The organism is Mycobacterium sp. E1386 (assembly GCF_001672745.1).
GTDB lineage: Bacteria > Actinomycetota > Actinomycetes > Mycobacteriales > Mycobacteriaceae > Mycobacterium.
Genome location: NZ_LZKH01000207.1, coordinates 1 through 16754, shown reverse-complemented (window position 1 = coordinate 16754; position 16754 = coordinate 1). Strand labels below are relative to the sequence as shown.

Sequence of the window (16754 nt, the reverse complement as noted above, 5' to 3'; positions counted from 1 at the left end):
GACGCACATGCACGACAGACTGACCCGAATCCAGCTCTGGATCTTCGCGGTGATCACCGTGATCACCTTGACCGTGATGGCGATCTTCTACCTGCGACTGCCCGCCACGTTCGGCCTCGGCACCTACGCGGGAACCGCCGACTTCGTCGCCGGCGGCGGCCTGTACAAGAACGCCAACGTCACGTATCGGGGCGTCGCCGTCGGGCGGGTGGAGTCCGTCGGCCTCAACCCCAGCGGCGTCACCGCCGAAATGCGGCTCAACAGCGGAACTCCCATACCGTCGAACGTCACCGCGACAGTCAAGAGCGTGTCGGCGGTCGGTGAGCAATACATCGACCTGGTCCCGCCCAGCACACCGGCATCGACAAAGTTGCACAACGGGTTTCGAATCGAACGGCAGAACACCCGGATCGGTCAGGACGTCGCCGACCTGTTGAAGCGGGCGGAGGCGCTGACCAATAGCCTGGGCGACACCCGGCTGCGCGAGCTGCTGCACGAGACGTTCATCGCGACCAACGGGTCGGGCCCCGAGCTGGCCCGGCTGTTCGAGTCCGCCCGGCTGCTGGTGGACGAGGCAAACGCGAACTATCCGCAGGCCTCACAGCTGATTGACCAGGCCGGCCCGTTCCTGGAATCTCAAATCCGTGCCGGCGCCGACATCAAGTCGCTTGCCGACGGGCTGGCCCGATTCACGTCCGAGGTGCGGCAGGCCGACCCGCAGCTCCGCGACACACTGGCCACCGCGCCGGGCGCGACCGACGAGGCCAGTACGGCCTTCTCCGGAATCCGGCCTTCGTTCCCGGCGCTGGCGGCCAGCCTGGCCAACCTGGGCCGCGTCGGCGTCATCTACCACAAGTCGATCGAGCATTTGCTCGTTGTGCTGCCGGCACTATTTGCCGCAATCATCACCATGGCTGGCGGTCCTCCTCTCGACGAGGGCGGAAAGCTGGACTTCAAGTTGGACCTCAACGACCCTCCGCCGTGCGCCGTCGGCTTCCTGCCCCCTCCGTTGATGCGGACACCGGCCGACGAGACGGTGCGTGAACTCCCGAAGGACATGTACTGCAAGGTCGCCCAGAACGATCCGAGCACGGTCCGGGGCGCCCGCAACTACCCGTGCCAGGAATTCCCGGGGAAGCGGGCGCCTACGATTCAGCTCTGCCGCGACCCGAAGGGCTATGTGCCCGTAGGCCGCAACCCGTGGCGCGGTCCGCCGGTGCCCTACGACACTCCAGTGACCAACGGCCTGAATGTCTTGCCGCCTAACAAGTTTCCGTACATCCCACCGGGTGCGGAACCCGATCCGGGCACGCCGATCGCCGGGCCGCCACCGCCCGGCGTGGTGCCGGGGCCGGGGCCGTTGCCCAACAAGCAGCCGGCATTCGACCCGCCGCCGCCCAACGACAACGGGCCGCCACCGCCGTTCACGTCGTGGCAGCCGCCCGGGGTTCCGCCCGTGCCGCCACAACTGCCGTATCCGAAGTGGCTGCCCCCGCCAGCACCACCGGAAGGGATCAATCCCCCGCCGGCGGGCCCCGGACCGGAGAAGCCGTGGGGCCCGCCGCCCGGTGGCCAACCGCAGGCCAGCGGACCCTCGTATGCCACCTATGACGAGAAGACCGGCGCGTTCAAGGACCCGGCCGGAGGCACTGGTATTTTCGCGGCCGGTGCTAACGGCGCGTCGAGCGCCGAGAATTGGGTGGACCTGATGCTTGATCCGAGGCCGATGTAGTGGCAGACGAGCCAACGAGCAAACCGCGCGTTCGTCGTCGGGCCTCCCGCGCGGCCGGCCCCGCGAACGGCGACGCAGATCAGCCCACCACGGTGCAGGTCGAAGCCGTCCCGACGCAGCCGGCCAAGCCCGTCAAGACGCTGAACCCCGTCAAGCCGCCGCCGCGGCGACGGCCGCACCGCGCCCTGGTGGCGTGGATCTCGTTGGCGGCCGGACTGTTGGCCGTCGGCGCCCTGGCCGGTTGCGTGGCTCTGCTTGTCGTCCAGCAACGGCACGCGAGCGCTCAACAGGCGCGCGACCAGCGCTTCGTCGACATGGCCACGCAGACGGTGGTCAACATGTTCAGTTACAAGCAGGACAACATCGACGAGAGCGTGAACCGGTTCGTCAACGGCACCTCAGGGCCGTTGCGCGGCATGCTGGGTGCCAACAACAACGTCGAAAACCTTAAGGCCATCTTCCGTTCGACCAACGCGACGTCGGAAGCCGTCATCAACGGCGCCGCCCTGGAGGGCATCGACAACGTCACCGACAACGCCTCCGTATTGGTGTCGGTGCGGGTCACGGTCGCCGACATCGACGGCGTGAACAAGCCCTCCATGCCCTACCGCTTGCGAGTCATTGTGCACGAGGACGAGCAGGGCAAGATGACCGGTTACGACATCAAATATCCCAACGGGGGCAATTGATGCGGTGGCGGCGGTGGCTGCTCAGTGTCGCGTGCTGCTTGCTGGTAGCGGCATTCGTCGGCTTGTCGGCGGCGGCCGGTTGGTTCTACTGGGGCCGGGTACAGACGCGCGGTGAGGAGGCGGCGCGCGCGGTGTTACCGGGGTTGGCAACCAAAGAGATTCCGGAAGTCTTCGCCTACGACTATCAGACGGTTGAGCGCAGCCTCAGCGAGGCGTATCCGTTGCTGACCCCCGACTATCGTCAGGAGTTTCGCAAAAGCGCCAACGCGCAGATCATTCCGGAGGCCAAGAAGCGTGAAGTGGTCGTCCAGGCCAGTGTGGTCGGCGTGGGAGTGATGTCCGCCAAGCGGGATTCGGCGTCGCTGATGGTCTATATGAACCGCACCGTAACCGATAAGTCGCGCCAGCCGCTTTACGACGGCAGCCGGTTACGGGTGGACTTCAAAAAGATCGGCAAGCAATGGCTGATCGCCTACATCACGCCGATCTAGCGGCCCGGCCTAGTAGCACATCGCAATGCCGTTGCAGTACAACGGATAACGCTCGACGGGGCTGGGCGGCGGGCCCGTCATCTGCAGCGAAAACGGCTGCTTTTTCATCGCCGGTTCCATCCCGCAAACGGCACCGTGCAACGTGGTGTGGGTGCCGCTCATCGTTTCATCGCTGAAGGCCCACGTCTCGGTTGAGGGCGCGGTGCCGCCCCCCGGGCACGAGACGCCGTTGGCCTTATCGACCTTGAAGCTCCACAGCATGCTCGACATGCGCGCCCGGCCGCTGAAATTCTGCAGCTTGTCCGCGGCGCTAATCTGCTCGTCGGTGAAACTCACGATGTTCAGGGCGCAGTTCATTGCGAACACGATCGGGTCGGAGTAGTCGTTCATGTTCCGGGTCCCGGAAGGTTGATCGCAGAGTGCCGTAATGGTCCAGGTGACTCCGGAGACGCCCGCCTCGTTGTAGCTGTAATTGCCGTCCACGGGTGGTCCCAGCGCCTTGGCCGGTTCACCCGATTCCAGCGCGATCCCGATGGCGACTGCCGAGAAGATGCCTGCGCCAGCGGCCAACCCGCGACGGAGCTTCACAGTGCCCTCCCTTTTCCGGACCTTCCCCTGGACCGATCCCCCGAGTATCACAGCGTTTGCGCGGCAGCACCATGGGTTCGCGCGGCCTACTTGGCGTCCTGCGCCTGCGGCTCCGCCAATGCGTCCAGGAATGACCGCGCCCAGCGGTCGACGTCGTGGGCGAGGACCTGCCGCCGCATCGACCGCATCCGGCGCCGGCCCTCCTCGACGGGCTGGTTCAGTGCCGCTTCGATCGCGTCCTTGACGCCCTCGAGGTCGTGCGGGTTGACCAGATAGGCCTGCCGGAGTTCGGCGGCGGCGCCGGTGAATTCGGACAGGACCAGCGCACCGCCGAGGTCGCTGCGGCAGGCGACGTACTCCTTGGCGACCAGGTTCATGCCATCGCGCAGCGGGGTGACCAGCATGACGTCGGCGGCCACGAAGAACGCGATCAATTCGGTGCGGGGGACCGGACGGTGCAAGTAATGCACCACCGGATGGCCGACCTCGGCGTACTCGCCGTTGATGTGGCCCACCTCGCGCTCGATGTCGTTGCGCAGAATCTGGTAACTCTCCACGCGTTCGCGGCTCGGCGTCGCGAGCTGCACCAGAACGGTGTCGTCGCGTTTCGCGCGTCCCTCCGCAAGCAGTTCCGAGAAGGCCTTCAGCCGCACATCGATGCCCTTGGTGTAGTCCAGCCGGTCGACGCCGAGCAGCACCTTGCGGGGGTTGCCCAGCTCCGTCCGAATCTCCCGCGCGCGCCGCCTGATGTCGCGGTCGCGGGCGGCCTGGTCGAGCGAGCCGGAATCGATGGAGATGGGGAAGGCGCCCACCCGGACGACGCGCGACCCGAGATCGACCTCGCCGTACCGTGTCCGCACCCCGACCGAGCCCCGGGAGGTGTTCACGCCGATCAGTCGCCGCGACAGGAACAGGAAATTCTGGGCGCCCCCGGTCAGGTGGAAGCCCACCAGGTCCGCGCCGAGCAGACCCTCGATGATCTCGGTGCGCCACGGCAGCTGCATGAACAGTTCCACCGGCGGGAACGGGATGTGCAGGAAAAAGCCGATGGTCAGGTCGGGCCGCAGTTCCCGCAGCATCGCCGGCACCAGTTGCAGCTGGTAGTCCTGCACCCACACGGTCGCGCCCTCCGCGGCGGCGCGCGAGGTGGCCGCGGCGAAGCGCCGATTGACCTCGACGTAGCGGTCCCACCATTGACGGTGGTAAATCGGTTTGACGATGACGTCGTGGTACAGCGGCCACAGCGTGGCGTTCGAGAATCCCTCGTAGTACTGGGCGATGTCGTCGGCGCTCAGCCGCACCGGGCGCAGCTCCAGGTCGTCCTGGACGATGGGCTCGTCATCGAAGTCGGTCTCTTCCTCGGCGACGCCCGCCCAGCCGACCCACGCTCCCCGCCGGCGCCGGAGCAGTGGCTCCAGGGCCGTCACCAGGCCGCCGGGGCTGCGCTTCCATGCGGTGGTGCCGTCGGGAAGCCGTTCCTGATCTACCGGCAGCCGGTTGGCGACCACCACAAAGTCGGAATTCCCGAAGGGTGTTTTCGAGTCGTGCCCGTCCCCGGGTGCCATTTACGCGTCGAGTTTTGCGGGCCCAATACCGAGCATGGACAGGAAGACGCGGCACTCGTCGGCGTCGTTCGCATAGGCCGCGACGACTCGCCTGGCCTGGCTCGCGGTGCTGTCGGCAACCGGTTCGACGTCGCCGATCTCGCCAGGGTCAGATTTCGTAGCCATGACATAACTGTAGGTGATGCAGGATGAGCAGGTGGGTGAGGACTTGATGTTCGAGTTCCTCGACGTGGTCGTAGAGCGGCACGGAGTGCGGGCGCTGGACGGCCTGACGGCAGCCATCCCGGGTCGGGGTGTGACGGCGGTGTTCGGGCCGTCGGGCGCAGGCAAGTCCACCCTGCTTCGCCTGTGCAACCGGCTCGAGGTGCCGACGAGCGGCACGGTGTCATTCTGCGGCGAGGACGTCGCCGGCATCGATCCGCTGTGGTTGCGGCGCCGGGTGGGCATGTGTTTCCAGCGTCCGTCGCCGTTTCCGGGGACGGTCGCCGACAACCTGCGGGCGGCCGATCCAGACGCACCCGACGCACGGATGCGCGACACCCTGTCCCGCGTCGGTTTGACCGGATCCTGGCTGGACCGCGACGCCACCGCCTTGTCCGGCGGGGAGGCGCAGCGAATGTGCCTGGCCCGCACGCTGATGGCCCGGCCGCAGGTGTTGCTCCTCGACGAACCCACCTCCGCGGTCGACGCCGAAGCCGCCAGGGTGATCGAGCGTGCGGTGCGTGACCTGGCGGCCGACGGGATTCCCGCGCTGTGGGTCACCCACGATTCGGCGCAGGTGGAGCGCGCCGCGGACCGCGTCCTGCACATCGAGCGGGGCCGAAGCCTGGGGCTGGGCCCGGTCGGGTCGGTGGCGTGATGAACGGCGAGGTCGGCTGGATGGGTCTGGCGGCGTCGCTGATTCTCGTGGCGGTCGCAGCGGCGATCTCGCTCTGGCAGCGGTTGGGGCTGCAGGGCCAGCTCGCATGGGCGGCGGCCCGCGCCCTGGCGCAGCTACTGCTGGTCGGCGGCGGCCTGACCTTGCTGTTCGAGCCTGGCCGTTCCCTGTGGTGGTCATGGGCGTGGGTGGCCGGCATGGTGGCCTACGCGGGGGATCTCGCCCGACGTCGGGCGCCTGAGGTGCCGCGACTCGCGCCGCTGACGATCGCGGCGTTCGCCGCCGCGGCCGTCATCACCCTCGGGGTGATTTTCGGGCTGCGGGTGTTCCCCCTGCAGGCGCGGACGTTGGTGCCGGTCGCGGGGATGATGATCGGCAACTCGATGACCGCCACGGTGTTGGTGGCCCGGCGGCTGGTCGACGAGCTCCGCGACAAGCGCGACGAGGTCGAAGCCAGGCTCGCCCTCGGGCAGCCCTCCCGTCAGGCCGCCTCCCCGTACCTGCGGACCGCGTTGCGGTCGGCGATATCGCCGCAAATCGAAACCACCAAAGCCACCGGGCTGGTGTTCCTCCCGGGTGCCATGACGGGGCTCATCCTCGCCGGCGTGCACCCGGTGCAGGCCGTGCTGGTCCAGGCCGTCGTGATGTTCTTGATCCTGGGCTCGGTGGCGGCCACCACCGTCGTCGTCGGACTGGGACTGGTCCGCCTGGCGTTCACCCGCGATCACCGTCTGTTGCCGCTGGGCATGCGGCCGGACGGCTCACCCACCCACCGGTGACCCACTTACACACTGGCCGTAATGTGTAACGACGTCGGACCTGGCAACAAGTGAGGTGGGCCGCATGACACTTTCCGAGCAAACCGGTGCCCAGACGGGCAACGCCGAAGCTGACGAGTTGGTCAGCTATGAAACCCTCGACGATGGCCGCATCGCGCGGATATGGCTGAACCGGCCGGAAGCCCACAACGCGCAAAGCCGCGGCCTGCTGGTCCAACTCGACGAGGCGTTTCTGCGCGCCGAGGCCGACGACACCGTGCGCGTGGTGATCCTGGCGGCGCGCGGCAAGAACTTCTCCGCGGGCCACGACCTGGGCTCAGAGCTGGCGATCGCGGAGCGTAGCCAACTTCCGAGCTTCCGGATCAACGGGGGGACGCGCGATCCGATCGTGGAGAAGATCTACCTGCAGGAATGGCACTACTTCTTCCAGAACACCTGCCGTTGGCGGGATTTGCGCAAAATCACCATCGCCCAGGTGCAGGGCAACGCGATCTCCGCGGGTCTGATGCTGATCTGGGCGTGCGACCTGATCGTGGCCGCCGACAATGCCAAGTTCAGCGATGTCGTCGCGGTGCGCTTGGGGATGCCCGGCGTCGAATATTATGCCCACCCTTGGGAATTCGGTCCCCGCAAGGCCAAAGAGCTGCTGCTGACCGGAGATTCGCTCGACGCCGACGAAGCCTATCGGCTCGGCATGGTGTCCAAGGTGTTCCCGGTCGACGAGCTGGCCGACAAGACGCTGGAATTCGCCCGGCGCATCGCCGACCGGCCCACGATGGCGGCGCTGCTCGTCAAGGACTCGGTCAATGCCGCTTCCGATGCAATGGGATTCACCGAGGCCCTGCGGCACGCCTTCCACATCCACGAGCTGGGACATGCGCACTGGGCGGCCCACAACGAGAACAGGTACGCGGTCGGACTGCCGCCCGACGTCGAGGACTGGCGCAACGCGAAGCCGACACAGGTGGCCCGCCGCGATACGCCGTAGCGCACGCGGCCACCCGTTGCCGCGGTGACTTCTCCGCGTGGTTCGATATCTAGAACCTGTTTCAGTTTGAGAGGGCGTCGCGTGCATCTTTCTTTCGAAAACCGGACATATCTGGTCACCGGCGGTGGCAGCGGGATCGGCAAGGGCGTGGCCGCGGGGCTGGTCGGGGCGGGCGCCTCGGTCATGATCGTCGGCCGCAATCCCGACCGGCTGGCGGGGGCCGTCAGCGAGATCGAAGCGCTTCACAGTGGCGGCTCTATTCGCTACGAGCCGACCGACGTCACCAACGAGGAGGAGGCCGCCCGCGCGGTGGACGCCGCCACGGCCTGGCACGGCCAACTCCACGGCGTGGTGCACTGCGCGGGTGGCTCTGAGACCATCGGGCCGATCACCCAGATCGACTCGGAGGGCTGGCGGCGCACCGTCGACCTGAACGTCAACGGCACCATGTACGTGCTCAAGCACGCCGCGCGCGAGCTGGTCCGCGGCGGCGGTGGTTCGTTCGTGGGCATCTCGTCGATCGCCGCCAGCAACACCCACCGATGGTTCGGCGCCTATGGCGTCAGCAAGTCGGCCGTCGATCACATGATGCAGCTGGCCGCCGACGAACTCGGCCCGTCCTGGGTGCGCGTCAACAGCATCCGCCCGGGCCTGATCCGCACGGATCTGGTCGCCCCGGTCTTCGCGTTGCCGGAGGTGAGTGAGGACTACCGCGAGTGCACGCCGCTGCCAAGGCCCGGCGAGGTCGAGGACGTCGCCAACCTTGCGATGTTCTTGCTCAGCGACGCAGCGTGCTACATCACCGGGCAGATCATCAACGTCGACGGTGGGCTCATGCTGCGCCGCGGCCCGGACTACTCCGCCATGCTGGAACCCGCGTTCGGCGCCGACGGGCTACGCGGAGTCGTCTGAAGCCAGGCCGGCGTCTCGATCGGCGAGCGTGGCGAGCGCCGACCAGTCCAGGTGTCCGCCGCCGGTGGCCACCAACGTAAGGAACCGGTCACGCAGCAGGCTTGCCACAGGCAGCGGCACCTGCAACTGCTCCGCGGCGGCGAGCGCCAGGCGAACATCTTTGAGGCCCAGCTGGGCGGCGAACCCGGCCGGCTCGAATTCCCGGCGGGCGATAAGCCGGCCGTAGGTCTGATAGACGGGGGCCGCGAACAACGTCGACGTGAGGATGTCGACGTACTGCTGCCTGTCGACCCCCGCCTTGGCCACCAGCGCGACGGCTTCACTGACGCTCTCGATCACCGAAGCGATCAGGAAGTTGCCGCTCAGCTTCACCAGGTTGGCCGTGTGCGGCTGCTCAGACACCACAAAGGTCCGCTGGCCGATCGCGTCGAATAGCGGGGATAGCGGTTGCAGCACCTGCGGCGCACCCGCCGCGACGATGAAAAGCTTTGCGGCAGCGGCCGCTTCGGGCCGACCGAATACCGGCGCCGCGGCATACCGCTGGCCCGCTTCACCGTGCGCGGCGGTCAGGCGCTCCGAGAGGGCAACGCTGATGGTGCTCGACGAGACGTGCGTGGCGCCCGGGGTCAGTGCCGCGAGAATCCCTTGTTCGCCGAACGCAACGGCCTCGACCGCGCGGTCGTCCGCCAGCATGGTGAACACCACGTCGCCGGTGCAGGCCTCGGCGACGGTCGAGGCGGCGGTGGCGCCCCGCTCGACCAGGCCCTGCGCCTTGCCGGGGGAGCGGTTGTAGACGGTGACCTGATGGCCCGCCCCGATCAGGTTGGCGGCCATGCCCTGGCCCATGTTGCCCAAGCCGATGAATCCGATGTCCATGCACCCACTCTGCCTTGTCGGCGGCCGCCCTTTGCGATGATGAGCGCCTAGTGACGCGACGAGCACGGGAGCGAGCAATGAATCGACTCGATGGCAAGCGAATCCTGGTGACGGGCGCCGCGTCGGGGATCGGGCAGGCGACCGCGCTGCGGCTCCTCGACGAGGGCGCCACCGTGGTCGCCTCCGACGTCGCCGAGGGCGGCCTGGACGCCACCCGGGCCCGTGCCGACGAGGCCGCGACCGCCGGCCGCCTCACCACCGTGCCGATGGACGTGGGCAACGAGGACTCGGTGATTGACGGCGTGCGCCGGGCCGTCGACGGGCTCGGCGGCCTCGATTCGTTGGTCAATGCGGCCGGCATTCTGCGCGCCGCGCACACCCACCAGACCAGCCTGGACCTGTGGAACCAAATCGTCGGCGTCAATCTGACCGGGACGTTTCTCGTTGTGCGCGAAGCACTTCCGACGCTACTGGCGAATCCTCGCAGCGCGATCGTCAATTTCAGTTCAACCTCGGCGTCGTTCGCCCACCCGTATATGGCGGCATACGCGGCAAGCAAAGGCGGAATTCAGGCCTTCACCCATTCACTGGCGCTTGAATACGCGCGTGATGGTCTGCGCGCCGTCTGCGTGGCACCTGGCAGCATCAAGTCCGGAATCACCGACGCGACCGGGGGATACATCCCGAAAGACGCTGACTGGTCGTTGTTTTCGAGGTTGATGCCGATCCTGCCGACCACGGTGGAGTCCAGCGGCACCGGGATGGCCGACCCGTCGGCGGTCGCCGGGGTGATCGCCATGCTGGTCTCCGATGACGGCGCGTTCATCACCGGCACCGAGATCCGCATCGACGGCGGGACGCACGCCTAACCGGAATGCGACCCGGCTTGGCCGCTAGTTAACGCACGGCACGCCGCCGCCGTCGATCGGTTTCCCTTGATCCGGCGTCGGATAGGTCGTGGTGGTGCCGTTGTAGTAATAAGTCTTGGCTTTGGTCGACGTTGTGGTGCTCGACGTTTCGTCCGAAGTGCCGTCGTCAACCATCGACACCGAGAAATTGGTGTCAACGGTCACCCTGATGTGTCCGGGCTGGACGCTGGGGTCGGGCTGACTCGGCGCGTCGAGGCCGAGCAGTTTGGCCACGTTACGCGCGTCGGTTTCCGCCCCGGCGCCATAGGCGACGGTGCTCGCCGTCGGCTCACCCGAATTGCGGTCCCGGGTCTGCCCCGTGGTGTAGCCGTGGTTCTGCAGGGCGTGGGACACCTCGGTCGCGAGTCCGCTCATGCTGCCGGCATTGATGACGTCGACGATGGTCGACGGACTCGGTTTGGCGGCCGTGGTGGCGGGCGTCGTGGTCGGGGGCGCGGCGCCGATCGCCGTGGCCACCTCCGCCTTGATCGCGGCCGGGTCGATGATGTTGACGTCCTGGCCATCGATGTTGTCGTAGCGCACTACCGGCAGCGTCCGGAACTCGACGTGTCCGCCGGACGCCAGCGAACCCAGCCGCTGGATCATCTCCTCGTCCCAACCGGAGGACAACACCACATCCTTACGCGCCACCGCCATGAGGCCCTTGAGCTTGTCCAGGTTGGTGAAGGTTCCCGAGGCCTGCAGCTCCTGCATGACCGACGAGATGAACGCCTGCTGCCGGTGGGTCCGGTCCAGGTCCCCGTTCTCCAGCCCGTGGCGCTGCCGGACGAACGACAACGCCTGAGAGGCGTCCAGCGTCTGCCGCCCTGCCGGGAAGTCGGCACCGGAATACGAGTCGTAGACGGGGTGGTTGAGGCAGACCTCCACCCCGCCCAGGGTCTGCGCCAGGTCGAAGAACCCGGCCAGATTGACCTCGGCGAAATAGTCGATCGGAACGCCGGTCAGGCTGCGCACGGCACGCAGCGTCGCCGCCCGGCCGGCTTCGCGACCCTTCGTCTCGAGTTCCTTCTGGCTGCTGGTGCCCTGATTGGCAAGCTTGTTCGCGACGTACTGCTTGGTAAGGCCGTAGGCCTCCTTGATCTTGATGTGGTTGTATCCGGGGACCCCGGTGAAGGGCACCCAGTCGTCGCGCGGGATCGAGAAGGCGACAACCTTGTTGTCGGCACTGACGTGCACCAGGATCAGCGTGTTGGTGTTGTAGCCGCCGTCGTCGGAATCGCCGGCGTGCAGATGCTTCAGGATCGACCAGGGCAGGTCGTTGCCGTCCTGATCTTTGCGGGAGTCCAGCCCGATCAGCAGGATGTTCATGTCGTCACCGCTGGACCGCGGATCGTCGGGCTGCAGGGCGTTCGAAACGGTGATGCCGCCCAGCGCGCCGTGGGCCACGTAGTACCCGGCCCCGGTCAGCCCGACCGCCGCCACTGAAATCAGCGCGCCCAGGGTACGCGTCAGCCCTTTACGGAAACGTGAGGGTTGGCGCACGGCTCGATGACGGCGATGGGCACCGCCCGAGCGGGCCATCACAAACCTCTGCCCACGCCCAGCGCATCACCAGCCACCGCAACGGCGGTTTGCGGCGATGTCGCTTCAAGCATGGTGTCAAGTATGCGTTAGCTTGCTGTGAAGCCCCCAATCGAGAACGCTTCCCAGGTCGGCCCGTTGCGCCGGCCCGCGGGCGCGTTAGCGGTGGCAATCTGAGCCTGACCAGCGCGTTCCGGCTCGAGCGTCGCATCGTGGTTTCGACCACGTCACACTTCCCAGGGGACCGACTCGAACCTGTTATCGAGTCGAGACACCGCTACCGGGCTTGGACCAGGTCCTCGCCCGACTCGTAGAAAACCGTGATGTTGGAGCCGGTCACGATTTCGGCGAGATAAACACCCAACGGCTCGACTTCGTAGTAGTAATGCACATTGCCTTGCGGGTCCACCGCCGTCGCGCAGGACAGGCCCGGCGCCCCGCATCGTTGCTTGATCGGGATGGCGAGAATGGCGAGCGCCACCACCACGGCAATCCCGATCATCAGGGGGACCCTCGTGATTGCCTGCCTCGTCGTGGGGGCCGGATACATCACCGTTGGAGTCTAAGCGGGACGCCCGCCCGGCTCGGCGCGGCGCAGTAGGGTTTCTCAGCTATGACCATCACCAACCCGGAGGGCCCGCCGTCGCCGCAGACCCGGGTCGAGGTACTGGGCAACATCGGACCCAACTGGTTCGCCTCGGTGATGGGCACCGGGATCGTCGCCATCGCCGGTGCCACCCTGCCCGTGCATGTGGTGGGATTGCGCGCATTCGCCCAGGTGGTCTGGGTGATCGCCGCCGTCCTGCTCGTGGTGCTGATCGTCCTCGTGGGCGGGCACTGGTTGCGCCACCCCACCGTTGCGCGCACGCACGCGCGCAATCCGCAGATGGCGCACTTCTACGGCGCCGCCCCGATGGCGTTGATGACGGTCGGCGGGGGAGCGGTGTTGGTCGGCAGGGACCTGGTGGGCGAACGCATCGCCGTCGACCTGGATTGGGTGCTGTGGACCGCCGGAACGCTGGGCGGGCTGTTCACCGCGGTGAGCATCCCGTTCTTGATGTTCACCCAGCACAACGTCGAACCTGACGCGGCCTTCGGTGGCTGGCTCATGCCGGTGGTTCCGCCCATGGTGACCGCGGCGACCGGTGCGTTGTTGCTGCCGCACCTGTCGCCGGGTACCGGCCGGGAGACCATGCTGTACGGCTGCTACGCGATGTTCGGGCTGTCGTTGCTGGCTTCCCTGAACATCATCGCGATGATTTGGGCGCGCCTGACGCTGTATGGCACGTCGGGTTCCGCGCGGGTGCCAACGCTGTGGATCGTCCTGGGTCCCCTCGGCCAATCCATCACCGCCGCGGGGCTTTTGGGTGTCAGCGCCGGTCTGGCCGTCGACCCCGAAGTGGCCGAGGACATGAACGCCTTCGCGATCCTGTACGGAGTTCCGGTGTGGGGCTTCGCGGTGTTGTGGATCGCGCTCGCCACCGCGCTGACGGTGCGCACACTGCGGCGCGGCATGCCGTTCGCCCTGACGTGGTGGAGCCTGACCTTCCCGGTCGGAACCTTCGTCACGGGTACCTCCCAGCTCGCCGGCCACACGCATCTGCCCGCGTTCCGGGTGGCCGCGGCCATCGCGTACGCCGGCCTGTTGTTCACCTGGCTGCTGGTGGCCGCGCGCACCGCGCGGGGCAGCCTCCGCGGCAACCTGCTCAAGCTGCCCCCGAGCACCACGCCGGTGAAGGCCAGCAAGGAACCGGTGTCCTGACGGGCGTCGGTATGCAAGGCCGTAGGCGTTTCGGCCCCCGGGGTCGGCGGGTAGGCAACCCTGAGCCGATCGGAGGGCTAAATGATGGACTCACGCGAGCCGCCGGAGCGGGGTACTCCGAGCGAGACACCCGAGCGACCGGCGCCGACGGAAACACCTGAACGGCTCACACCGGCGGATGCGCCGGAGCGCTTGACGCCGGCGGAACCGTCCGAGCGTTAGGCGCGGACACAAGCAGCTTGATGAGGAGCGGGAGGTCGAGGATGCGCGCTGAAGAAGGCGACGAAACGGTCAAGGACTACGCCGCCGAGGGCAAACAGGCCCTCGGCAGGATCAACGCTTCACGACGACCGGGGTACCGGCTTGGCGATGTGGCCCGGCGGTTCGCCAAGTTGTGGCGGGGCGATCATGCGCCGGAGGACAAGCCCGGGTCCCCGGGCTAGTCACGCGGGCGCCGGGTACCGGTGCGCCCAGGGCCCGGCTTCTTCGAGCTGGGCTGCCAGCTGAAGTAGATCGCCGTCGGCGCCCAGGCGCCCCACCAACTGCACACCGAGCGGAAGTCCGGCCTCCGTCCAATGCAGGGGCACGCTGATCGCGGGGCGCCCGGTGATATTGGCGAGTTGCGTGTACGGCACCCAGCCCAAGCTTTCCTGAATCAGTTGATCGAGAATTCCGCTGCGCGCCATGACTTTTCCTGCCCGCAGCTTGCTGGCGAGGCGGGCAACCTGCTGCAGCGGGAGCGGCGTCGTCGTGGCGCCTACCCGAAGGGGCGGCGTGGCCAGGGTCGGGGTCAATAAGAAATCGAAGGTCTCGTGGAACGTCGACAGGGATCGGATGTGATCGTTTCTGTTCTCCAAGGCAAGAATGGGCGCCAGAACGCCGGTGGCACGGGCGAGTTCGCTCACGGCCAAGGTGTCGGCCTCGAAATCGCGGTCGCGGGCGCCCATTCGTTGTCTGGCGTCGGCGACGTGCTGATAGAGCTGCGCGAACCAAATGGTGAGAAAGTCGCGCGCCAGCGCGGCGTCGTCGTATGGGGGCGGGACCTCCTCGACCTGGTGCCCCAGATCGTTGAGGAGCGCCACCGCCCGTTCCACCGCGGCGACGGCTTCCCGATCGGGATGCGGGTTTATCGCCGAGGACCACGAGTATCCGATGCGCAGCGTGCCCGGCCGGCGCTTGATGTGGTCGGCGAAAGTGCCTTGCGGAAGAGCAACTTCGTAGGCGGCGTGCGGATCGCGGCCGACGATCGCGTCACACAGCGCGGCACTGTCGCGCACGGTGCGTGACACCACGCCCTGGGTCACCATCCCAAACATCGGCTCGCCGGTCTGCGGGCCGTAGGGCGACAGCCCCCGGCTGAACTTGAGCCCGACCAGCCCGTTGCAGGCGGCGGGAATGCGGATCGATCCACCACCGTCGTTGGCCCCGGCCGCCGGGACGACCCCGGCCGCGACCGCTGCGCCGGATCCACCCGAGGAACCGCCGGGAGTGTGCTCGGTGTTCCACGGGTTGCGAGCGGGGCCCCAGTAATCCGATTCCGTCACGCCTTTGGCCCCGAACTCAGGCGTATTGGTCATTGCGAAGATCACCAGCCCCGCCTCCAGGAACCGCTGAGTCACCAGGGCATGTTGGTCGGCCACGTCATTGGCCAGCGAACGGGAACCGCTCGAGGTCGGAAAGCCGCGATACTCCTGGGCAAGGTCTTTGATCACGAAGGGCACACCGGCAAACGGTCCGCGCAGGCTCGGGTCGGCGGCCCGCCGGTCCGCCACATCACCGAGTCGGCGGACGATCGCGTTCAACCGCGGATTCACCGCCTCCGCTCGCTGGCGCGCCAACGCGAGGAGTTCGGTCGGCGTCACCTGCTTGCGGTCGACCAGTCCGGCCAACGCGGTCGCGTCCAAGGACATGTACTCGTCAAGCTGCATCGGTTTCTCCTCTGGACGCCCCGCTGCATCGTATTGGAGCAGCTTCCACACCGGGTCGGCGCCGAAGCGGCTTAGTATCACCTGATGCCGATGGCAGTGGAACCGTTTTCGATCCAGGGGCCCGGCGGCGTGCGCATCGTGGCCGACCGGCTCGGCGATCCTCAAGCACGCGCCGTGGTGTTCCTGCACGGCGGCGGGCAGACCCGCCGCTCCTGGGGCAGGGCAGCGGCAGCCGTCGCCCAGCGTGGTTGGCAAGCCGTCACGGTCGACCTGCGCGGCCACGGCGAATCCGACTGGTCCGAAGAAGGCGACTACCGCGTCGTCAGCTTCGCCGGCGACGTCCAGGAAGTGCTGGGCACGCTGCCCCCACAGCCGGTGCTGGTCGGCGCCTCTCTGGGCGGGTTCACCTCGATGCTGCTCGCGGGTGAGATTTCCCCGGGCATCGCCAGCGCGGTCGTGTTGGTCGACATCGTGCCGAACATGGACCAGTCCGGCGCCAATCGGATACACGCCTTCATGTCCGATCGGGTGGAATCTGGCTTCGCCTCGCTGGACGAGGTCGCTGACGCGATCGCCGAATACAACCCACACCGCCCACGGCCAACCGACTTGGACGGCCTGACCACGAATCTGCGACGCCGTGGCGATCGCTGGTATTGGCACTGGGATCCCCAGTTCATCAGCGGGACCGCCGCATATCCCCCTTTCGAGGTCACCGACCCCGAGCGCATGCACGCCGCCGTCGACGCCATCCTGCGCGGCGGCGTGCCGATGCTATTGATCCGGGGCCAGATGAGCGACCTCGTCAGCCAGGAACGCGCGGACGAATTCCTGGCGCGCTTTCCGCAGGTCGAGTTCACCGATGTGCGCGGTGCCGGGCACATGGTGGCCGGCGACCGCAACGACATCTTCGCCGACGCCGTCCTGGGGTTCCTCGCCCGGCATCTCGACGACTGATCGGTTCGTCGGCCTAGGGTCAAAATCATTGTCCGGCAGGGTATTCGCTAAAAATTTTGTCGTTCATGTCAATTCGGTTGTGTCGGGCGAGGCTCCTCGAGCGGCCGAAACCCGCTGGCGCTGTTAGCATGCTGGCCGACACATCAAGAGAGGCGGCGTG

At 67.2% G+C, this 16754-nt stretch carries 18 protein-coding genes; 11 read left to right on the top strand and 7 right to left on the bottom strand.

Annotation, left to right across the window (positions count from 1 at the left end):
- The first annotated feature begins 7 nt into the window (after positions 1–7).
- The 3 genes from A5709_RS21005 to A5709_RS20995 are packed head-to-tail and all read left to right on the top strand — an operon-like array spanning position 8 to position 2912.
- Positions 8–1732, top strand: coding sequence for a virulence factor Mce family protein (locus A5709_RS21005; RefSeq protein WP_068122127.1), 1725 nt, complete (start codon positions 8–10; stop codon positions 1730–1732).
- Complete coding sequence (locus A5709_RS21000; protein WP_068122124.1) at positions 1732–2421, top strand: mammalian cell entry protein; 690 nt, start codon at positions 1732–1734, stop codon at positions 2419–2421. Before A5709_RS21005 ends, A5709_RS21000 begins: the two co-directional genes overlap by 1 nt.
- The gene (locus tag A5709_RS20995; RefSeq protein ID WP_068122120.1) at positions 2421–2912 is read left to right on the top strand and encodes a mammalian cell entry protein; all 492 of its coding nucleotides are present in this window, start codon (positions 2421–2423) and stop codon (positions 2910–2912) included. The genes A5709_RS21000 and A5709_RS20995 overlap by 1 nt, the downstream gene beginning before the upstream one ends.
- A 9-nt stretch (positions 2913–2921) precedes the next feature.
- Here the strand turns inward: A5709_RS20995 and A5709_RS20990 are convergent, their stop codons facing one another.
- The 3 genes from A5709_RS20990 to A5709_RS28185 form a co-directional block, all read right to left on the bottom strand.
- The gene (locus tag A5709_RS20990) at positions 2922–3500 is read right to left on the bottom strand and encodes a hypothetical protein (RefSeq protein WP_068122117.1); all 579 of its coding nucleotides are present in this window, start codon (positions 3498–3500) and stop codon (positions 2922–2924) included.
- An 86-nt stretch (positions 3501–3586) separates the two neighbouring features.
- Positions 3587–5065 (bottom strand): trehalose-6-phosphate synthase, encoded by a 1479-nt coding sequence (locus tag A5709_RS20985; RefSeq protein WP_068011459.1) that lies wholly within the window; start codon positions 5063–5065, stop codon positions 3587–3589.
- Positions 5066–5230, bottom strand: a complete 165-nt coding sequence (locus A5709_RS28185; RefSeq protein ID WP_102419489.1) for a hypothetical protein — start codon at positions 5228–5230, stop codon at positions 5066–5068.
- 16 nt (positions 5231–5246) lie between these two features.
- Between A5709_RS28185 and A5709_RS20980 the strand changes: the two genes are divergently transcribed.
- From A5709_RS20980 to A5709_RS20965, 4 genes are all read left to right on the top strand, one after another.
- Complete coding sequence (locus A5709_RS20980) at positions 5247–5924, top strand: phosphate ABC transporter ATP-binding protein (protein WP_197520210.1); 678 nt, start codon at positions 5247–5249, stop codon at positions 5922–5924.
- Complete coding sequence (gene fetB, locus A5709_RS20975; protein WP_068122114.1) at positions 5924–6721, top strand: iron export ABC transporter permease subunit FetB; 798 nt, start codon at positions 5924–5926, stop codon at positions 6719–6721. The genes A5709_RS20980 and fetB overlap by 1 nt, the downstream gene beginning before the upstream one ends.
- 64 nt (positions 6722–6785) lie before the next feature.
- A complete protein-coding gene (locus A5709_RS20970) occupies positions 6786–7709 on the top strand; it encodes an enoyl-CoA hydratase (RefSeq protein ID WP_068122111.1) in 924 nt (307 codons plus the stop codon).
- 81 nt (positions 7710–7790) lie between these two features.
- On the top strand, positions 7791–8621 hold the full coding sequence (locus tag A5709_RS20965) for an SDR family oxidoreductase (RefSeq protein WP_067951447.1): 831 nt from the start codon (positions 7791–7793) through the stop codon (positions 8619–8621).
- On the opposite strand, the gene A5709_RS20960 is transcribed toward A5709_RS20965, so the two are convergent.
- The gene (locus A5709_RS20960) at positions 8604–9497 is read right to left on the bottom strand and encodes an NAD(P)-dependent oxidoreductase (protein WP_067951446.1); all 894 of its coding nucleotides are present in this window, start codon (positions 9495–9497) and stop codon (positions 8604–8606) included. The genes A5709_RS20965 and A5709_RS20960 overlap by 18 nt on opposite strands.
- Before the next feature lie 77 nt (positions 9498–9574).
- On the opposite strand from A5709_RS20960, the gene A5709_RS20955 reads away from it, so the two are divergent.
- A complete protein-coding gene (locus A5709_RS20955) occupies positions 9575–10366 on the top strand; it encodes an SDR family NAD(P)-dependent oxidoreductase (protein WP_067951444.1) in 792 nt (263 codons plus the stop codon).
- A gap of 24 nt (positions 10367–10390) precedes the next feature.
- Here the strand turns inward: A5709_RS20955 and A5709_RS20950 are convergent, their stop codons facing one another.
- Positions 10391–11947 (bottom strand): LCP family protein, encoded by a 1557-nt coding sequence (locus A5709_RS20950; protein WP_156768117.1) that lies wholly within the window; start codon positions 11945–11947, stop codon positions 10391–10393.
- Between the two features lie 277 nt (positions 11948–12224).
- Entirely contained in the window at positions 12225–12497 is a 273-nt protein-coding gene (locus tag A5709_RS20945) for a hypothetical protein (RefSeq protein ID WP_197520211.1), read from the bottom strand.
- Between the two features lie 63 nt (positions 12498–12560).
- On the opposite strand from A5709_RS20945, the gene A5709_RS20940 reads away from it, so the two are divergent.
- Complete coding sequence (locus A5709_RS20940) at positions 12561–13709, top strand: TDT family transporter (RefSeq protein ID WP_068122107.1); 1149 nt, start codon at positions 12561–12563, stop codon at positions 13707–13709.
- 263 nt (positions 13710–13972) lie between these two features.
- The gene (locus tag A5709_RS20935; protein WP_068011453.1) at positions 13973–14152 is read left to right on the top strand and encodes a hypothetical protein; all 180 of its coding nucleotides are present in this window, start codon (positions 13973–13975) and stop codon (positions 14150–14152) included.
- On the opposite strand, the gene A5709_RS20930 is transcribed toward A5709_RS20935, so the two are convergent.
- Complete coding sequence (locus A5709_RS20930; RefSeq protein WP_068122167.1) at positions 14153–15637, bottom strand: amidase; 1485 nt, start codon at positions 15635–15637, stop codon at positions 14153–14155. It abuts the gene before it with no gap.
- A 90-nt stretch (positions 15638–15727) separates the two neighbouring features.
- Between A5709_RS20930 and A5709_RS20925 the strand changes: the two genes are divergently transcribed.
- Positions 15728–16594 carry an alpha/beta fold hydrolase gene (locus tag A5709_RS20925; RefSeq protein ID WP_197501046.1) on the top strand — a complete coding sequence of 289 codons (867 nt, stop codon included), beginning with the start codon at positions 15728–15730 and terminating at the stop codon, positions 16592–16594.
- Positions 16595–16754: the final 160 nt, after the last annotated feature.

Coding starts and splice junctions, on each gene's coding strand:
- A5709_RS21005 (WP_068122127.1), top strand. CDS start 8: ATGCACGACAGACTGACCCGAATCCAGCTCTGGATCTTCGCGGTGATC.
- A5709_RS20995 (WP_068122120.1), top strand. CDS start 2,421: ATGCGGTGGCGGCGGTGGCTGCTCAGTGTCGCGTGCTGCTTGCTGGTA.
- A5709_RS20985 (WP_068011459.1), bottom strand. CDS start 5,065: ATGGCACCCGGGGACGGGCACGACTCGAAAACACCCTTCGGGAATTCC.
- A5709_RS28185 (WP_102419489.1), bottom strand. CDS start 5,230: ATGGCTACGAAATCTGACCCTGGCGAGATCGGCGACGTCGAACCGGTT.
- A5709_RS20980 (WP_197520210.1), top strand. CDS start 5,247: ATGCAGGATGAGCAGGTGGGTGAGGACTTGATGTTCGAGTTCCTCGAC.
- fetB (WP_068122114.1), top strand. CDS start 5,924: ATGAACGGCGAGGTCGGCTGGATGGGTCTGGCGGCGTCGCTGATTCTC.
- A5709_RS20970 (WP_068122111.1), top strand. CDS start 6,786: ATGACACTTTCCGAGCAAACCGGTGCCCAGACGGGCAACGCCGAAGCT.
- A5709_RS20960 (WP_067951446.1), bottom strand. CDS start 9,497: ATGGACATCGGATTCATCGGCTTGGGCAACATGGGCCAGGGCATGGCC.
- A5709_RS20955 (WP_067951444.1), top strand. CDS start 9,575: ATGAATCGACTCGATGGCAAGCGAATCCTGGTGACGGGCGCCGCGTCG.
- A5709_RS20950 (WP_156768117.1), bottom strand. CDS start 11,947: ATGGCCCGCTCGGGCGGTGCCCATCGCCGTCATCGAGCCGTGCGCCAA.
- A5709_RS20945 (WP_197520211.1), bottom strand. CDS start 12,497: ATGTATCCGGCCCCCACGACGAGGCAGGCAATCACGAGGGTCCCCCTG.
- A5709_RS20940 (WP_068122107.1), top strand. CDS start 12,561: ATGACCATCACCAACCCGGAGGGCCCGCCGTCGCCGCAGACCCGGGTC.
- A5709_RS20935 (WP_068011453.1), top strand. CDS start 13,973: ATGCGCGCTGAAGAAGGCGACGAAACGGTCAAGGACTACGCCGCCGAG.
- A5709_RS20930 (WP_068122167.1), bottom strand. CDS start 15,637: ATGCAGCTTGACGAGTACATGTCCTTGGACGCGACCGCGTTGGCCGGA.
- A5709_RS20925 (WP_197501046.1), top strand. CDS start 15,728: ATGGCAGTGGAACCGTTTTCGATCCAGGGGCCCGGCGGCGTGCGCATC.